Origin of the sequence: Curtobacterium sp. MCSS17_007, assembly GCF_003234175.2 — a bacterium.
Lineage (GTDB): Bacteria > Actinomycetota > Actinomycetes > Actinomycetales > Microbacteriaceae > Curtobacterium.
Genome location: NZ_CP126257.1, coordinates 2,258,123 through 2,275,552 on the forward strand (window position 1 = coordinate 2,258,123; position 17,430 = coordinate 2,275,552).

General features: G+C 71.9%; 13 protein-coding genes and 1 other RNA gene. 1 reads left to right on the top strand and 13 read right to left on the bottom strand.

The annotated features are described in order from the left end of the window. Positions 1-93: 93 nt before the first annotated feature. The 11 genes from DEJ22_RS10650 to ffs all read right to left on the bottom strand — a co-directional run bounded on the left by DEJ22_RS10650 (position 94) and on the right by ffs (position 13,144). Complete coding sequence (locus tag DEJ22_RS10650) at positions 94-729, bottom strand: thymidine kinase (RefSeq protein ID WP_111227118.1); 636 nt, start codon at positions 727-729, stop codon at positions 94-96. Then, a complete protein-coding gene (locus tag DEJ22_RS10655; protein ID WP_224441368.1) occupies positions 729-1,430 on the bottom strand; it encodes a response regulator transcription factor in 702 nt (233 codons plus the stop codon). Before DEJ22_RS10655 ends, DEJ22_RS10650 begins: the two co-directional genes overlap by 1 nt. Further along, positions 1,417-2,595, bottom strand: a complete 1,179-nt coding sequence (locus DEJ22_RS10660) for a hypothetical protein (protein WP_146241754.1) — start codon at positions 2,593-2,595, stop codon at positions 1,417-1,419. Before DEJ22_RS10660 ends, DEJ22_RS10655 begins: the two co-directional genes overlap by 14 nt. After that, positions 2,592-3,836 carry a sensor histidine kinase gene (locus tag DEJ22_RS10665; protein ID WP_111227120.1) on the bottom strand — a complete coding sequence of 415 codons (1,245 nt, stop codon included), beginning with the start codon at positions 3,834-3,836 and terminating at the stop codon, positions 2,592-2,594. Before DEJ22_RS10665 ends, DEJ22_RS10660 begins: the two co-directional genes overlap by 4 nt. Before the next feature lie 157 nt (positions 3,837-3,993). Further along, on the bottom strand, positions 3,994-5,202 hold the full coding sequence (locus DEJ22_RS10670; RefSeq protein ID WP_111227121.1) for an Rv2578c family radical SAM protein: 1,209 nt from the start codon (positions 5,200-5,202) through the stop codon (positions 3,994-3,996). Positions 5,203-5,250: 48 nt separating this feature from the next. After that, on the bottom strand, positions 5,251-6,738 hold the full coding sequence (locus DEJ22_RS10675) for a malate:quinone oxidoreductase (RefSeq protein WP_111227122.1): 1,488 nt from the start codon (positions 6,736-6,738) through the stop codon (positions 5,251-5,253). A gap of 113 nt (positions 6,739-6,851) precedes the next feature. Then, positions 6,852-7,901: an aspartate-semialdehyde dehydrogenase gene (locus tag DEJ22_RS10680; RefSeq protein WP_111227123.1), complete on the bottom strand. Its 1,050-nt coding sequence runs from the start codon at positions 7,899-7,901 to the stop codon at positions 6,852-6,854. Positions 7,902-7,938: 37 nt separating this feature from the next. After that, positions 7,939-9,204: an aspartate kinase gene (locus DEJ22_RS10685; protein WP_111227124.1), complete on the bottom strand. Its 1,266-nt coding sequence runs from the start codon at positions 9,202-9,204 to the stop codon at positions 7,939-7,941. A 121-nt stretch (positions 9,205-9,325) separates the two neighbouring features. Beyond that, a complete protein-coding gene (gene recR, locus DEJ22_RS10690) occupies positions 9,326-9,925 on the bottom strand; it encodes a recombination mediator RecR (protein ID WP_111227125.1) in 600 nt (199 codons plus the stop codon). Continuing rightward, complete coding sequence (locus DEJ22_RS10695; RefSeq protein ID WP_111227126.1) at positions 9,925-12,894, bottom strand: DNA polymerase III subunit gamma and tau; 2,970 nt, start codon at positions 12,892-12,894, stop codon at positions 9,925-9,927. The genes recR and DEJ22_RS10695 overlap by 1 nt, the downstream gene beginning before the upstream one ends. Positions 12,895-13,047: 153 nt before the next feature. Next, positions 13,048-13,144, bottom strand: an RNA gene (gene ffs / locus DEJ22_RS10700) — signal recognition particle sRNA small type. A gap of 36 nt (positions 13,145-13,180) precedes the next feature. Between ffs and DEJ22_RS10705 the strand changes: the two genes are divergently transcribed. Beyond that, a complete protein-coding gene (locus DEJ22_RS10705; RefSeq protein WP_111227127.1) occupies positions 13,181-13,855 on the top strand; it encodes an SDR family oxidoreductase in 675 nt (224 codons plus the stop codon). A 193-nt stretch (positions 13,856-14,048) separates the two neighbouring features. On the opposite strand, the gene DEJ22_RS10710 is transcribed toward DEJ22_RS10705, so the two are convergent. Beyond that, positions 14,049-15,245 (bottom strand): acetate/propionate family kinase, encoded by a 1,197-nt coding sequence (locus tag DEJ22_RS10710; RefSeq protein ID WP_111227128.1) that lies wholly within the window; start codon positions 15,243-15,245, stop codon positions 14,049-14,051. 64 nt (positions 15,246-15,309) lie between these two features. Then, a complete protein-coding gene (gene pta / locus DEJ22_RS10715; protein WP_111227129.1) occupies positions 15,310-17,418 on the bottom strand; it encodes a phosphate acetyltransferase in 2,109 nt (702 codons plus the stop codon). Positions 17,419-17,430: the final 12 nt, after the last annotated feature.

Below are 17,430 nucleotides of genomic sequence, written 5' to 3' on the forward strand. Positions count from 1 at the left end.
GCGCATTCCGCACCACGGACGGACGGGAGGCACGTGGCGGCGCGGCCCCGCGCCTCCCGTCCCTCGGTGGGTCACCCGACGGACGTGGACCGGTCAGTGCGCGAGCTCGCCGTCCAGGCGTCCGCCGGACTCGCTCAGGTAGCAGTTCGCGCAGAGCGACTCGTAGGTGACGTCGAGGCCGTCGATCGCGACCTGCGACCCGTCGAACACGAAGCGTCCGTCGACCTTGCGCGCGTTGAAGACCGCCTTGCGTCCGCACCGGCAGATGGTCTTGAGTTCCTCGAGTGAGTGCGCGACCTCGAGGAGCCGTGCGCTGCCGGGGAACGCCTCGGTCCGGAAGTCGGTGCGGATGCCGTACGCGAGCACCGGGACCTCGTCGAGCACCGCGACCCGGAGCAGGTCGTCGACCTGCTTCGGCGTGAGGAACTGCGCCTCGTCGACGAGCACGCAGCTCACCGGGCGCACCATGCCGTCGAGACGGTCGGACGCCGGGTCCGTGGCACCGGCGTCGGCCACCGCGGCACGGACGTCGTCGTGCGGGGCGAACACGACGTCGACCTCGCGGGTCACCCCGAGCCGGGAGACGATCTCACGGTCGCCCTTGGTGTCCACGGACGGCTTGGCCAGGAGCACGCGCTGTCCGCGTTCCTCGTAGTTGTACGCCGCCTGCAGGAGCCCGGTGCTCTTGCCGCTGTTCATCGCGCCGTACCGGAAGTAGAGCTTCGCCACTACGCGAGGAACCCGTCCTCGGCGGCACGGCGGATGAGGTCCGACTTCTTCGACGCGGGGCGACCGACCTTGCTGTACTTCTCGCGGACACGTCGCAGGTAGGTCTTCGCCGTCTCGTACTGCACGTTCATCTGCGCGGCCACCTCGTTGGTCGAGTAGCCGGACACGTAGAGGCGCAGCGCCTCTTCCTCGCCCGCGCTGAGCTTCGGACGCTGGTGTGCGTTCGCGCCCGTCGGCAGCGGTCGCCAGTCGCGCTGCGGCGGTGTCTCGCGCGAGACGCCCATGACCTCGCGCGCCACGTCCATGACCTCGCGCATGGGCAGGGACTTCGACAGGAACGCCGCCGCGCCGGCTGCGAGGGCGCGGTCGCGGGACTCACGACTGTCGACGCTCGAGAGCACGATGACCTTCGCGCCGGCGGCCCGGCAGGTCCGCACGCGAGCCTCGATCGACACGGGCTCCTTGAGCTGGAAGTCGAGGAACACGAGGTCCGTCGGGAAGTTCTCGCTGTGCACCATCTCGAGCCACGTGTGCGCGGTGAGGGCGAGGTCGAAGTCGAAGGCGTTCACGGCGATCCAGCTCGACAGGCTGTCGAGCAGCACTTCGTGGTCGTCGAGGATCGCCAGCCGCACGCGTCGTGTTCCGGGCTGCGGGAGCGGGGGCACGCCCTCCGTGGTCCGGTTCGGGTCAGTGCTGGTCATAGGAGAACCTTAGTGCGAGGGACGATGGTCGGACGGCGACGTCGAGGTCGGGGAAGGTGACGCGGAGCACCGCGAAGTAGGGGTCGAAGGTGCGGTGGATGCCCGTGTCCGAGTCGTCCACCGCCAGCTCCATCCGCACGGCGACACGATCGGAGGGTGCGCCGAGTCCCTCCGCGCGGCGGACCACGGCGTGGAACCCGGCCGGGTCGACGGTGGCGGCGCCGAGGGCGGCCCGCACGAACGTCCGCACCACGGTCCGCTGCTCGGCGTCGAGCGTCGCGATGAGGCCGTCGGGATCGTCCACCGACTCGGCGGAGCCGCCCTCGACGACGACCGCGTACTCGAACCACGTCCGGTCGGCGTCCGCGACCATGGCCCGTCGGATGCCGTCCGCGATCGCCCGGGCACGGTCCCGGTCCGCGTCGGTGATGACCTCACGGGTCCGGAGCTCGGCGAAGAACGGCGCGACGTCGCGGGCGAGGATCACGGAGCGGTCCTGCTGCACGCTGGCGGCGATGCCGTCACGTTCGGCCCGCGCGACGGAGTACGAGCCGGCTCGTATCTGCACCCGTTCCGCGAGCCCGGCGAAGGTCCACGCGAACACGACCGACGCAGCGGTGAGCACGAGCGTCGGAGCCGCGCCCAGGAACGCCGCGACGGCGACGGGCACCTGGTGCGGGAAGACGGAGGCTGCGACGCCCCACGTGACCGCGTCGACGACTGCGAGCACCGCACCGCCGACGGCCAGGTCGCGCCACGGCCGGTACGGCGCGACCATCACGACGCCGGTCGCGGTGAGCAGGCACATGAAGTCGTTGAGGGCGTTCCGGTCCGGCCCCCACTGGGCAGCGACGCTCGTCACCGAGGCCGTCGCGAGCAGGACCACGTGCAGCACGTACGCCCACCGCGGGAAGGGCGCGCGGAACGGCGACGACGCGGCCACCACCACGGCACCGGACGCCGCGAGGAGCAGCACCGTCAGGGCACTGAGGGTCGGGGACCCGGGGACGTCACGGTCGAACACCGACACCAGGAGCGCCCACAGGACACCGGCGGCGCCGAGCACGACGGCGAGCGGCCGGGATCCCATCGCCCCGAGCGGGTCGTACTGCTGTGCCGTCCGCGAACCCCTCACCGCAGCGCGCACCGCGTCCACCCGGCTCACCGGGTGGCCCCCCGGTCGGACTCCCCCGTGACGGCGTAGGACCCGGCGTCGTCGGCCGGGCTCCGGACGGGCTCGTAGGGGACCGTCATCATGACGCTGGTCCCCGAGCCCGGGGAGGACCAGACCTGGACGTCACCACCGACGCGGCCGATGCGCTCGCGCACCGACCCGCGCAGACCCATCCGGTCGGCGCCCGTGTCCTGCTCGTCGAACCCGCGCCCGTCGTCCACGACCATCACCGTGCACGATGCACCGTCGTCGAACACGCTGACCTCGGCCGCGTCGGTGCCCGCGTGCTTCCGGACGTTCGCGAGGCACTGCCCCACGGCACGGAGCAGCGCGGTCATGGCGGACGCGTCGAGGCGCGAGAGGACGGCCGGGTCGCCGGTGACGACGACGTCGAGCCCCGCCGCGCGGTGTTCGTCGACCATCGTGTCGAACGCGGCGACCGCACCGTCCGGGTCGGACCCGGCCGTGGACCCCTGCGGCGCGAGCCACTGCTTGCCGGTGAGCATCGCCACGTCGGCCTCGACCGTCCGGGCGAGCTGCGCGTCCATCGGCCCGTCGGGGGCCAACGCGATGGCCCCGAGGTGGTTGAGCACGGTGTCGTGCAGGATCGCCGCCGCCTCGGCCTCGACCCCGGCGCGGTAGGCGGAGACGTGCTCCTCGCGCGCGGAGCGCAGCAGCTCGGGCTGGACCCGCTCGGACCGGGCCGTGTTGCGGCTGGTGAACAGCACGAGGGCGACCACGAACCCGAGGGTGATCCACGCCAGGACGAGCGGCCGTGGCGGCCCCCCGGCCTGCAGGACCGCGACGGAGGTGGCCAGACGCCCGACCAGGAACCCGCCGACCGACCACAGCACGACGCGACCGGCCACCGCACCGGCGCCGCCGACGAGCACGAGCGGGATCACCGCGAGCGAGAGGAGGTAGCTCGTCACCCAACCGGCCGGCACCTCGCGCTGCACGACCACGGTGAACCACCAGGCGCACACGCCGCCCGTCAGCAGGAACGCGACCGCTGACCGCCAGGTGCCGAACTGCACGTGCACGCCGATCATGGCGAGCATCGGCAACAGCGCGAGCACCGCGCCGGCGACACGGACCTCCGGCTCAGCGAGCCGGTAGAGCAGCAGGGTGACGGCCGCGGCGACGACCGAGCCGACCGCCGCCGCGTGGAAGGCGCGCACGGTCGACCACGCGTTCACTCGCGGAGCGAGGTGCGTGGGGATACCGAGCACGGGTCGAGGGTCCTTCCGGGAGTGGTCCGGCCGCTGGTCCTCACGACCACCACGGGGCGGTCGTGTACCCCGAAACGAGCACGGCCCGGCGACCTGCTCGATGGTACCGCCGATCGCCGACACAGGGTGTCCCCCGAACGCGGAAGGTGGACTCTCGTCAGAACAGCGTCGGGCTGCCCCTGCCGGCACTGGCACCGGCGCCGACGACCGCTGACCGGCGGTCCCAGTCGGGGTCGGCACGCTTGAGCGGAGAACTGGCCGGTCGGGACTGCTCGTCGAGCGACGCGGGCACGCGGCGCCCGTTGGAGATCCCCGGCCGCGACGGCGTCGGCGGGACCGCTGGTGCGCACTCCGGGACGAGGTCGGCCTGCCGGTCGCTGAAGCCCATCGAACCGGTGGTCGGGTCGACCCGGCCGACCGCGAGCCCGTGCGCCCGCAGGATCGGCCGGACGCGGTCCGCCAGCCAGCGTCGGTAGTCCGCCGGTGCGTACGTGTCGTCGAGGTACATCGAGCGGTACCGGGCGACCAGGTCGGGCCGCGTCTGCTGCAACCACGAGAACCACCACGGCTTCACACCGGGCCGCAGGTGCAACGCCGAGTACATGACGCTCGACGCCCCGGCCGCGGCAGCGCGCCCGACCGCATCGTCGAGGTGCGCACGCGTGTCGGTGATGAACGGCAGCACGGGCATGAGGAACACGGAGCACTCGAGGCCGGCGTCGCGGATCGCCCGGACCGTCGCCAGACGCGCGGCCGTCGTCGGCGTACCCGGCTCCACCTGCTGCTGCAGCGCGTCGTCGTACACCGCGATGGACATCGCCAGGTCGACCGGCACCGACCGTGCCGCCTCGACCAACAACGGCAGGTCACGTCGGAGCAACGTGCCCTTGGTGAGGACGCTGAAGGGCGTGCCGGACTCGGCCAGGGCGCGGATCACGCCCGGCATCAGCCGGTACCGCCCCTCGGCGCGCTGGTACGGGTCGGTGTTCGTGCCGAGCGCCACCGGGTGACGGTCCCAACTCGGGCGACGCAGCTCGCGGCGCAGGACGTCGGCGACGTTCGTCTTCACGACGATCTGCTGGTCGAAGTCGGCCCCACCGTCGAACTCGAGGTACGTGTGCGTCGGCCGCGCGAAGCAGTACACGCACGCGTGGCTGCACCCGCGGTAGGGATTGATCGTCCACCCGTAGGTGCCACTGCCGTCCGCCGCGGGCACCCGGTTGAGGGCGCTCCTGGCCAGGACCTCGTGGAAGGTCACCCCGGCGAACTCCGGCGTGGTCACGCTGCGGACGAGTCCGCTGTTCGACTCGAGTCCCGGGAGCGCGTCCGCGCGCTCCGCACCGATCGCCTGCCCGCTCCACCGCATGCCGTCATTCGAACACACGTTCGATTCCGGTGCAAGCCAGGGCGGGTGTCAGTGGTGCAGCCCCAGCACCTTCGCGGTGTGCTCGAGCGTCTCGTCCGCGAGCCGGGGGTCGCTCCCGAGGTCCTTGCCGTAGGTCGGGACCATCGTGCGGACCATCGGCGCCCACGCGTCCCACCGGTCCGGGAAGCAGCGCTGCAGCATCGTGAGCATGATCGGCACCGCGGTGGACGCCCCCGGGCTGGCGCCGAGCAGGCCCGCGATCGAGCCGTCGGCAGAGGTGATGACCTCGGTGCCGAACTGCAGCACGCCGCCCTTCTCCGGGTCCGGCTTGATCACCTGCACGCGCTGCCCGGCGGTGATGCGGTGCCAGTTCTCCGGCTCCGCCGCCGGCATGAAGTCCCGCAGCGCATCGAACTTGGTCTGCTTCGACGCGAGGAGCTGTCCGACGAGGTACCGGACCAGGTCGAAGTTCGAGAACGCCACGCTCAACATCGGCCGGAGGTTGTGCGGCCGGATCGAGCGGAAGAGGTCGAGCAACGACCCCTGCTTGAGGAACTTCGGGCTGAACCCGGCGTACGGGCCGAACATCAGCGAGGCCTTGCCGTCGACGATGCGGGTGTCGAGGTGCGGGACCGACATCGGCGGGGCGCCGACGCTCGCCTTGCCGTAGACCTTGGCCGCGTGCTTCTGCACGACCTCGGGGTCGTCGGTGCGGAGGAACTCCCCCGACACCGGGAAGCCCCCGTACCCGCGGATCTCCGGGATGCCCGACTTCTGCAGCAGGTGCAGGGCCCCGCCGCCCGCGCCGACGAACACGAACTTCGCCGCGATGCGCTGCGTCGAGCGGCCGACCTCGTTCCGGACGTCGAGGACCCATCCCTCGGAGACCTTCGAGCGCGAGATCTTCTGCACCTGGTGCGACGGCTCGAACTCCACGCCGGCGATCTCGAGTTCGTCGAACAGCTGCCGCGTGAGCGAACCGAAGTCGACGTCGGACCCGGCTGCCGAGTACGTCGCCGCGATCGGCTGGTCCTTCTTGCGCCCGGGGATGAGCGCGGGTGCCCACCGGCGGATCTGCGCCGGGTCGTCGGAGTACTCGATGCCGGCGAACAGCGGGTGGTCCTTGAGCGCCTCGTAGCGCTTCCGCATGTACTCGACGTTGTCCGCACCCCAGACGAACGAGATGTGCGGGGTCGGGTTGATGAAGTTCGACGGCTGCGGCAGGGCGCCCGTCTCGACCAGGTGCGCCCAGAACTGCCGCGAGACCTGGAACTGCTCGTTGACCGTGACGGCCTTGGCGATGTCGACGCGTCCGTCGGGCATCTCGGGCGTGTAGTTCAGTTCGCACAGCGCGGAGTGGCCGGTGCCGGCGTTGTTCCACGGGTTCGAGGACTCCTGCGCGACGGACCCGAGCCGCTCGTACACGCGGATCTTCCAGGTGGGTTCGAGGCGGTGGATGATGGCGCCGAGGGTGGCGCTCATGATCCCTCCCCCGACCAGGACGACGTCGATCGGATCCACCTGCTTCACTGCCACGCGACGATCCTACAAGCGCGCGCTGACAGGGTGGACACACGACGGACGGGAGGCCCGTGGCGGTCTCGCCACGGGCCTCCCGTCCGTCGTGTGTCGCGTCGGCGACGGGATCGCTACGCCGCGACCGCGCGTCGTTCGAGGATCGTCTCGGCGATCTGCACCGCGTTGAGCGCGGCGCCCTTCCGCAGGTTGTCGTTGCTCACGAACAGGACCAGACCGTGCCCCTCGGGCGCGGACTGGTCGGCGCGGATGCGGCCGACGAAGGACGGGTCCTGGCCCGCGGCCTGCAGTGGCGTCGGCACCTCGGAGAGCTCGACACCCGGCGCGGATGCGAGGATCTCGGTCGCGCGCTCCGGCGACAGCGGACGGGCGAACTCGGCGTGCACCGAGATCGAGTGCCCGGTGAAGACGGGGACGCGCACGCAGGTGCCGGCGACGAGCAGGTCGGGCAGCTCGAGGATCTTGCGGCTCTCGTTGCGGAGCTTCTTCTCCTCGTCGGTCTCCCCCAGGCCGTCCTCGACGATGCTGCCCGCGAGCGGCACCACGTCGAACGCGATCGGGCGGACGTACTTCACCGGTTCCGGGAACGTCACCGCCGAACCGTCGTGCGTGAGCGCCGCGGTGTCCTGCTCGAGCGCCGCTCGGGCCTGGCCGAGCAGCTCTTCGACGCCGGCGAGCCCGGAGCCCGAGACCGCCTGGTAGGTCGTGGCGACGAGACGGCGCAGCCCGGCCTCGGTGTCGAGCACCTTGAGGACCGGCATGATCGCCATCGTCGTGCAGTTCGGGTTCGCGATGATGCCCTTCGGGGCGTCGTCGATCGCGTGCGGGTTGACCTCGCTCACGACCAGCGGCACGTCGGGGTCCATGCGCCAGGCGCTCGAGTTGTCCACCACGATCGCACCGGCCGCGGCGAAGCGCGGTGCCAGTGCGCGCGACGCGGTCGCACCGGCGGAGAACAGCGCGATGTCGATGCCCGACGGGTCGGCGGTCTCGGAGTCCTCGACCACGATCTCCTCGCCGCGGAACGGCAGGGTGGTGCCGGCGGACCGGGCGCTGGCGAAGAACCGGACCCGGTCGGCCGGGAACGCGCGGTCCTCGAGGAGACGGCGCATCACGGCGCCGACCTGGCCGGTGGCGCCGACGACGGCGACGGTGGTGCTCATGTGGTGCTCCTGCTCCTGGGTCGTGTCGGTGCCGCGCTCAGCGCCCGGTGCCCGCGTAGACGACGGCTTCCTGGTCGGCGTCCAGCCCGAAGGCCTTGTGCACGACGCGCATCGCCTCGTTGAGGGTGTCGGCCCGGGTGACGACCGAGATCCGGATCTCCGAGGTGGAGATCATCTCGATGTTGATCGACGCCTCGTGCAGCGCGCGGAACAGCGCGGCGGAGACACCGGCGTTCGTGCGCATGCCGGCACCGACCAGGGCGAGCTTGCCGATCTGGTCGTCGTACTGGATGCCCTCGTACCCGATGTCGGCCTTCGCGACCTCGAGCGCGGTCAGGACGCCCTGACCCTGGTCCTTCGGCAGCGTGAAGGAGATGTCCGTGCGACCGGTCACGGCCTCGGACACGTTCTGCACGATCATGTCGATGTTCGCGCCGGCGCGCGCCACGATCGTGAAGATCTCGGCGGCCTTGCCCGGGGTGTCGGGCACGCCGACGACGGTGATCTTGCCCTCGGAGAGGTCTCCGGCGATGCCGGTGATGATCGGTTCTTCCACGGTTTCCCCCTCTGCAGGGTTGTAGACGATGGTGCCCTCGGCGTTGCTGAACGAGGAGCGGACGTGCAGGGTGACGCCGTGCCGACGGGCGTACTCGACGGCACGGATGTACAGGACCTTGGCGCCGGACGCGGCGAGCTCGAGCATCTCCTCGCTCGTGATCCGGTCGACCTTCTTCGCCTTGGGCACCACACGGGGGTCCGCGGTGAAGATGCCGTCGACGTCGGTGTAGATCTCGCAGACGTCGGCGTCGAGGGCCGCGGCGAGGGCGACGGCGGTCGTGTCCGACCCACCGCGACCGAGCGTGGTGATCTCGCCGGTCGTCCGGTTGAAGCCCTGGAAGCCGGCGACGATCGCGACGTGTCCGGCGTCGAGCGCCTCACGCACGCGCTTCGGGGTGACGTCGACGATGCGGGCCTTGCCGTGCTGGGCGTCGGTCAGCATGCCGGCTTGGCTGCCCGTGTACGACGACGCCTCGACGCCGAGGCTCTTGATCGCCATCGCGAGCAGCGCCATCGAGATGCGTTCCCCCGCGGTGAGCAGCATGTCGAGCTCACGACCTGCGGGGATCGGCGTCACGGAGTGCGCGAGGTCGACGAGTTCGTCGGTGGTGTCGCCCATCGCCGAGACGGCCACGACCACGTCGTTGCCGGCCTTCTTCGTCTGGACGATCCGCTTCGCCACGCGCTTGATGCTCTCGGCGTCCGCGACGGACGATCCACCGAACTTCTGCACGATCAGGGCCACTGGCTGGTACTCCCGGGGACGACGGTTCCGCGACGGTCGCGCGGTCCGTCAATCGTAGAGGGTGTTCCGCGGATGTTGCGTGCGAGCGGGCGGCGACGCAACGATCCTGCGCGGGACGGCCTCAGTTCCCGACGACGCGACGGCCCTCGAAGGCCCGGCCGAGCGTGACCTCGTCTGCGTACTCCAGGTCGCCACCGACCGGCAAGCCGGACGCGAGGCGCGTGGTGCGGATGCCCATCGGGACGAGCAGACGGCTGAGGTAGGTCGCGGTCGCCTCGCCCTCGAGGTTCGGGTCGGTCGCGATGATCACCTCGTCCACGGTGCCGTCGGCCAGGCGCGTCATGAGCTGCTGGATCCGCAGGTCGTCCGGGCCGACGCCGTCGATCGGGCTGATCGCACCGCCGAGCACGTGGTAGAGGCCGCGGAACTCGCGCGTGCGCTCGATGGCGGCGACGTCCTTCGCCTCCTCCACGACGCAGATCACCGACGGCGACCGACGGGGATCACGGCAGATGCTGCACCGCACGTTCTCGGTGACGTTGCCGCAGACCTCGCAGAAGCGGACCTTCTCCTTGACCTCGGCCAGGAGCTCGGACAGCCGTGCCGGGTCGAACGACTCGGTCTGCAGGATGTGGAACGCGATGCGCTGCGCCGACTTGGGGCCGATGCCCGGCAGACGACCGAACTCGTCGATCAGGTCCTGGACGATGCCGTCGTACATCAGGCGCCTTCCTCGTGCAGGGCGGTCTCCTCGATGAACTGGGCACCGAGGATCTCACGGACGACGGCCTCGCCGTAGCGGCCGGCGACGGGGGTGCGGCGCACCTGGGGCGGCGCGGCGTGCTGCCGGGGCGGAGCAGACGGTGCCTGCGCCGGAGGCGACTGGGTCCGCGCCGGAGGTGCCTGGGTCGGTGCGCCACCGGTGGCGGGGCCGTCCGCCGGCGATCGGCGAGGCTGGGACTGCCCTGCCCCCGGGTCGGGGAACGGCGCACCGTCGTCGTAGGGGTCGTCGTCGAGGGGGTAGTCGTCGACGGGGACGTCCGGGTTGCCGGCCGGTGCGGGAGCGGACGGCGCCGTGGCGGGAGTCTGGGTGCTCTGGCCCCGCGCCTGTCCGGAGTCGGGCGACGTCGGCTGCGTGCCGGTCGGCACCGACGGGGCGCCGGCTACACCCGGTGCAGACTGCTGGCGTTCCGCCGCGCTCCCGAGGGCTGAGGCCGGGCGGAGCTGCGCGGCGAGCGCGGCGTCCGCGACCGGGTCGGAGACCGGCGTGACGGGAACGACCGGCTCGCCGGTGTCCGTGGTACCGAACGGGGCCGACCAGCTGGGTTCGAGGTGTTCGGGGACGGCACCGGCGGTCGGGTCGGTCGCGGGGATCGCAGCGACGACCCAGTCGGTGACCGGTCCGCTCGGTCCCGCCGTCGCCTGCTGCTGCGGAGCCGCCTGCTGCTGCGGAGCGGGCTGCTGCTGCGCGCGCTGCTGTTGCTGGGTCTGCTGCTCCGGGGTCTCGCGCTGCGCCGGAGCCGCTGCACCCTGGTGCTGCTCGGTCGGCGCCTGCTGCTGCGGTGCCGACCGTTCCTGCGGAGTCGACTGCCGTGCCGCCGGAGCGGACGACGGCTGCGGCGTGTTCCGCTGCTGCTGCGCCGGCGGCTGCTGCTGCGCCGGCGTCGGCTGCTGCGGCGACGCGTGCTGCTGCTGCGACTGCTGCCGTTCGCCCTGCCGCTGCGGACCGCCCACCTGCGGTGTCGCGCCGGAGCGTCCCGGCACCGAACCCGCAGGCTGCTGCGGCGCGCCGTCACCTCCGGAGCCGCCACCGGGCCGCTGCTGCCCGGGCCCGCGCGCGACGAACTTCACCCGGAGGCCGAGCACGTCGATGATCGCCGAGCGGAGCAGTTCGCTCACGCTCGTCGTCGGGTCGGACATCTCCTTGAACGACGCCACGTCCTGGTGGCTCGGGAAGGTGAGGGTCAGGACGTCCTCGCGGAGTGCCGTCACCTGCGCCGTGACGACGACCGACCAGGCGGACCGCCGGGCACGCTGCACGTGCTCGACGACCTGCGGCCAGGCGTCACGGAGTTGCTGGAAGCCGACGGCGGCGACGGGGCGCACGACCGCTTCGTCCCCCACGGCCGTGCCCTGACCGGTCGACGATCCGTTCGCGGTGCCCGAGGGCTCGTGGGCAGCCGGGGTGGTGGGCCGCTCCTGCACCGGTCGGTCCGGCGCAGCGGGGGTACCGGTGCCGCTCGGGGCGACGGCCGCCCAGGACGCCGCAGCGTCACGGACGGCGGCGCCGGGATCGGGCTGCGGGGCGGAGGGCTTCGACGACGACGAGGGTGCTGCCGAGGCCGACGGAGCCGGTCGCGACGCCACGGGCCCGGCGGCCGTCGGGCTGGACGGCGTCGTCGACGGGGCCGTGGCCTGCCCGCTGGTCGGCTGCGCCGGGACGGTCGACACGGCGGCAGGACGCGCTGCCACCGCCGGCGCCGGAGCGGACTCGGTCGGGACCGCGGCCTGGTGCCCGCCGGCGTCCCCCACGCCGACACGACGCTCGAGGCGCTCCACACGAGCGAGCGCGCCACGCTGCGTGTCGTCCGCCTCGGGGACGAGCATGCGGGCGGTCATCAACTCGAGGTGCAGCCGGGGCGAGGTGGCGCCGGTCATCTCGGTGAGCGCCCGGTTGGCGATGTCGGCGGAGCGCGAGAGCGCTGTCGCACCGAAGACGCCCGCCTGGCGGGTCATGGTGTCGAGCTCCTCCGGCGAGACACCGCGCAGCACCGCCGCAGCGCTCTCGTTCGTGGCCGCCACGACGATGAGGTCGCGCAGGCGTTCGAGGAGGTCCTCGACGAAGCGCCTCGGGTCCTGTCCGGTCTGCACGACGCGGTCGATCGCGGCGAAGGCCGACGCCGGGTCGGCCACGGCCAGCGCGTCGACCACGTCGTCGAGGAGGGCGGCGTCCGTGTACCCGAGCAGGGCGACCGCACGCTCGTAGGCGATCGCACCGTCCTCGCTGCCGGCCATGAGCTGGTCGAGCAGCGACAGCGTGTCGCGCACCGATCCCCCGCCGGCACGGACGACGAGCGGGAGCACACCGGGTGCGACCGACACGGACTCCTGCTGGCACAGCTGCTCGACGTACTCGAGCATGGTCGCTGGTGGGACCAGACGGAACGGGTAGTGGTGGGTCCGGGACCGGATCGTGCCGATGACCTTCTCCGGCTCGGTGGTCGCGAAGATGAACTTCACGTGCTCCGGCGGCTCCTCGACCAGCTTGAGCAGCGCGTTGAAGCCCTGCGGCGTCACCATGTGCGCCTCGTCGAGGATGAAGATCTTGTAGCGGTCGCGGGCCGGTGCGAAGACGGCGCGGTCGCGCAGGTCACGCGCGTCGTCGACGCCGTTGTGGCTCGCGGCGTCGATCTCGATGACGTCGAGGGAGCCGCCACCCCCGCGAGCGAGTTCGACACAGCTCGGGCAGACGCCGCACGGCGTGTCCGTCGGCCCCTCGGCACAGTTCAGGCAGCGCGCGAGGATGCGGGCCGACGTCGTCTTGCCACAGCCCCGCGGGCCGCTGAAGAGGTACGCGTGGTTGACGCGGTTCGTCCGCAGGGCTGTCCGCAGCGGGTCGGTGACCTGCGACTGTCCGATCAGCTCGGCGAAGTTCTCGGGCCGGTAACGGCGATACAGGGCGGTGACCACGCGACAAGGGTAGCCGGGACGGCCGACAGCACAGGCCCTCCGCGACCACCTGTGGAGGCGCGACGGCACGGGCGGTGGCACCGCGCCTCCCGACCGGTTGCGGACCACGTGAGCGGACCGCTCGCGCCCCGTGCGGCATCGGGCCCTGAGAACGAAGAAGACTCCTCACGCACCCGCCAGAGCCCGGTTACCCTTGCTGCGTTTCCGCCCTGGGGGAGTTGGCCTGGATGGCGTCACGTGAGGAGCCTCCGAAAGTCTACCGGATCCCGCGGGCAGAATCGGACGCATGAAGATCGCCATCGCCGGAGGCCACGGCCAGATCGCCCTGCTCCTCGCCCGACTCGTCACCGACGCGGGCCACGACGCCGTCGCGATCATCCGCAACCCCGCCCACGTGACCGACGTCGAGCAGCAGGGCGCGACGGCGCTCGTGGCGGACCTGGAGCAGCTCGACGACGACGAGCTCGGACTGCGCCTGCGCGGCGTCGACGCGGTGGTCTTCGCCGCCGGAGCCGGCCCGAACAGCGGTGCCGAGCGCAAGCTCAGCGTCGACCGGGACGCCGCGATCCTGCTCGCGAACGCCGCTGAGCGGGTCGGCATCCAGCGGTACGTGATGATCTCCGCGATGGCGGCGGACACGTACGACCCCGAACGCGCCGAGGTCCCCGCGAAGACCGAGGCGGACGTGTTCCAGGTCTACCTGCGCGCGAAGGCCGAGGCGGACGCGAACATCCGCATGCGCAACCTCCGCTGGACGATCATCCGTCCCGGGGCCCTGCTCGACACGCCCCCGCAGGGCACGGTGCACGTCGGCCGGACGGTCCCCCGCGGGTCGATCCCCCGCGCGGACGTCGCCGCCCTCGTCCTGCACGCACTGCTCGACGACACGGCCGTCGGGGTGCAGTTCGAGGTGACGAGCGGCAACACGCCCATCCCCGCGGCGCTGCACGCCCTGAGCTGAGCTGAGCCGAGCCGGGCGAGGCGTCCCGACTCCTGCCCCGTGCGTCCGCAGGAACCGCGAGACACCTGCGTGCCAGCGAGACGCCGCCGGAAGTGGCGGCGTCTCGGGCACCCGGCGGCGTCTCAGGCGCCCGGCGGCGTCTCGCGGACTCCGGGGCGCCACCGGGCACCCGGCGACGCGCGGCGGCGGCGGACTACAGCGCCACGTCCGCCGACTGCCGCGCGATCTCGAGCTCCTCGTTCGTCGGGACGACGAGCACCGCGACACGTGACGAGTCCGTCGAGATGAGCCGCGCCTCCTTCGAGTGGAGCTCGTTCCGGTCGGCGTCGACCTCGATGCCCAGGTGTTCGAGCCCCGCGAGCACACGGCGCCGCAGCAGCGCGTTGTTCTCCCCCACGCCGGCGGTGAAGACGACGGCGTCGAGCCCGCCGAGCTGTGCCGTGTACGCCCCGACGTAGCGTCGGATCCGGTGCCGGTACACGGCGAGCGCCGCCTCCGCCTCCTCGTCGCCACGGAGTGCCGCGTCCTGCACGTCGCGCATGTCACCGTTGCCGGTCAGCCCGAGGAGCCCGGACTCCTTGTTGAGCATCGTGTCGAGTTCGTCGAACGACATGCCGGCCTCGCGGTGCAGGTGGACGAGCACGGCCGGGTCGAGGTCCCCGGACCGCGTGCCCATCACGAGCCCCTCGAGCGGCGTGAGCCCCATCGACGTCTCGATCGAGCGCCCGCCGTCGATCGCTGCGGCCGACGCCCCGTTGCCGAGGTGCAGCACGATCGTCTTCAGGTCGGACAGCGGGCGGCCGAGGAACTCCGCGGTCTGCTCGGACACGTACTTGTGGCTCGTGCCGTGCATCCCGTAGCGGCGGATCCGGTACTGCTCGGCGAGGTCGGCGGGGATCGCGTAGGTGTAGGCGTGCGGCGGCATCGTCTGGTGGAAGGCGGTGTCGAAGACGGCGACGTGCGGCACGTCCGAGAAGACCTGCTTCGCCGCGCGGATGCCCTCGAGGTTCGCCGGGTTGTGCAGCGGTGCGAGGCTGTTCAGGTCCTCGATCTGCTGCTCGACCTCGTCGGTGACGATGGTCGCCCGGTCGAACGTGGTCCCCCCGTGCACGACCCGGTGTCCGACCACGGCCGGCGGGTGCTCCTCGAACGAGGGTCCGACCTTCGCGAAGGCATCGATCATCGCCTGGAACCCGGCCGCGTGGTCCGGCACCGATGCGGAGTCGTTCGAGGACGACTCCCCCGTCACCGCGTTGGTGTGCTTCCAGGCACCGGCCGACTCCCCGATGCGCTCCACGAGTCCCGACGCGAGCGTGCGCTCGCCCTCGAGCTCGATGAGCTGGTACTTGAACGAACTCGATCCGGAGTTCACGACGAGGGCTGCGGTCACGGGGAGGTCACTTTCTGTGTCGGTCGGGAGGCGCGGTGCGGCCGGGTCGGCAGACCCGCGTCGGTCAGGCGGCGTCGGTCGCGGTGCCGGCCTGGATGGCCGTGATCGCGACGGTGTTCACGATGTCGCTGACGAGGGCACCACGGGACAGGTCGTTGATCGGCTTGCGCAGCCCCTGGAGGACCGGGCCGATGGCGACCGCACCGGCGGACCGCTGCACGGCCTTGTAGGTGTTGTTCCCGGTGTTGAGGTCCGGGAAGATGAAGACCGTCGCGCGACCGGCCACCGGCGAGTCCGGCATCTTGGTGCGGGCGACCGTGGGGTCGGCGGCGGCGTCGTACTGGATCGGACCCTCGACGAGCAGGTCCGGGCGACGCTCGCGGACGACGGCCGTGCCGGCACGCACCTTGTCGACGTCAGCACCGGTGCCGCTGTCACCCGTCGAGTAGCTGAGCATCGCGACCCGGGGGTCGATCCCGAACTGCGTCGCGGTCTCGGCGGACGAGATCGCGATGTCCGCGAGCTGCTCGCTCGTCGGGTCCGGGATCACCGCGCAGTCGCCGTAGACGAGCACCCGGTCGGCCAGCGCCATGAGGAACACGCTCGACACGATCGACGTGTCGGGCCGGGTCTTGATGATCTCGAACGACGGTCGGATGGTGTGCGCCGTGGTGTGCTTCGCACCGGAGACCATGCCGTCCGCCAGGCCGAGCTGGACCATGAGGGTGCCGAAGTACGAGACGTCGGTGACGGTGTCACGAGCGAGCTCGATCGACATGCCCTTGTGCGCCCGGAGTCGCGTGTACTCCTCGGCGAAGCGCTCCCGGAGCTCCGGGTCGAAGGGACTGACGAGCTGCGCGCCCTCGAGGTCGAGGCCGAGCTCGGTCGCCCGGGCACGGATGGCCCCGGGCTCGCCGAGGATCGTCAGCTCGCATACCTGCCGCGCCAGGAGCGTCGACGCGGCGTGCAGGATGCGGTCGTCGTCGCCCTCGGGCAGGACGATGCGCTTGCCGTACCCGCGGGCCCGGTCGAGCAGCCCGTGCTCGAACATGAGCGGCGTGACGACCCCCGACGGCGTGAGCTGCAGGCGGTCGCGCAGGGCGTCGGCGTCGACGTGCTGCTCGAACAGGGCCAGCGCCAGGTCGGCCTTGCGCGGTGAGTCGGCCGCCAGCCGACCCCGGGTGTGCGTGATCCGGAGCGCGGTGTCGTACGTGCCGAGCTCGTTCCGGGCGATCGGCAGCGAGCTCGACAGGCCGTCGAGGAGGCGCGTGATCTGCGGGGACGTCTCGAACCCGCCGTTGAGGATCACGCCGGCGAGGCTCGGGAAGGTCTCGGACTGGTTCGCGAGCACGGTGGCGAGCAGGACGTCGCTGCGGTCCCCCGGCACGACGACGATGCCGCCCTCGATGAGCCGGGGAAGCACGTTCTCCATGCTCATGCCGGCGACGACCGTGCCCAGGGCCTCTCGGTCGAGCAGTGCCTCGTCCCCGCGGACGAGCGTCGCCCCCGTCGCCTCGAGCAGCGCCCGGACGGTCGGGGCCACGAGCACCCGGTCCTCCGGGATCGCCCACACCGGGGTGTCGGGGTGGTCGTCGCGCACGGCGCGCTCGACGCTCGCGACGATCGCCGCGAGGGCGTCCGGGTCGGCCCGGTTCACCACGACCCCGAGCAGCTGCGCGTGCGCGGCACGGAGCTCGCTCGTCGTGACGTCGGCGACCTGTGCCATCGCGTCCGGCGTCCGGGCACCCCGCTCAGCCGAGTCGCGTCCACCCAGCACGAGCAGCACGGGCGCACCGAGGTTCGCGGCGACCTTCGCGTTGAAGGAGAGCTCGGTGGGGCTGCCGACGTCCGTGTAGTCCGACCCGAGCACCACGACCGCGTCGCACTGCCGCTCGACCTGCGCGAAGCGGTTGAGGATCGTGCCGAGGGCCGCGTCCGGGTCGGCGTGCACGTCGTCGTAGGTGACGCCGACGGCCTCGTCGTAGGACAGTCCGACCGCGCTGTGCTGCAGGAGGAGCTCGAGCACGTAGTCGGGCTCGGCGACCGACCGGGCGACCGGACGGAACACGCCGACGCGTCCGACGGACCGCGCGAGGGTCTCGAGGACACCGAGGGCGACGGTGCTCTTGCCCGTGTGTCCTTCTGCTGACGTGATGTAGATGCGGGTCGACACGCCTCCAGGCTA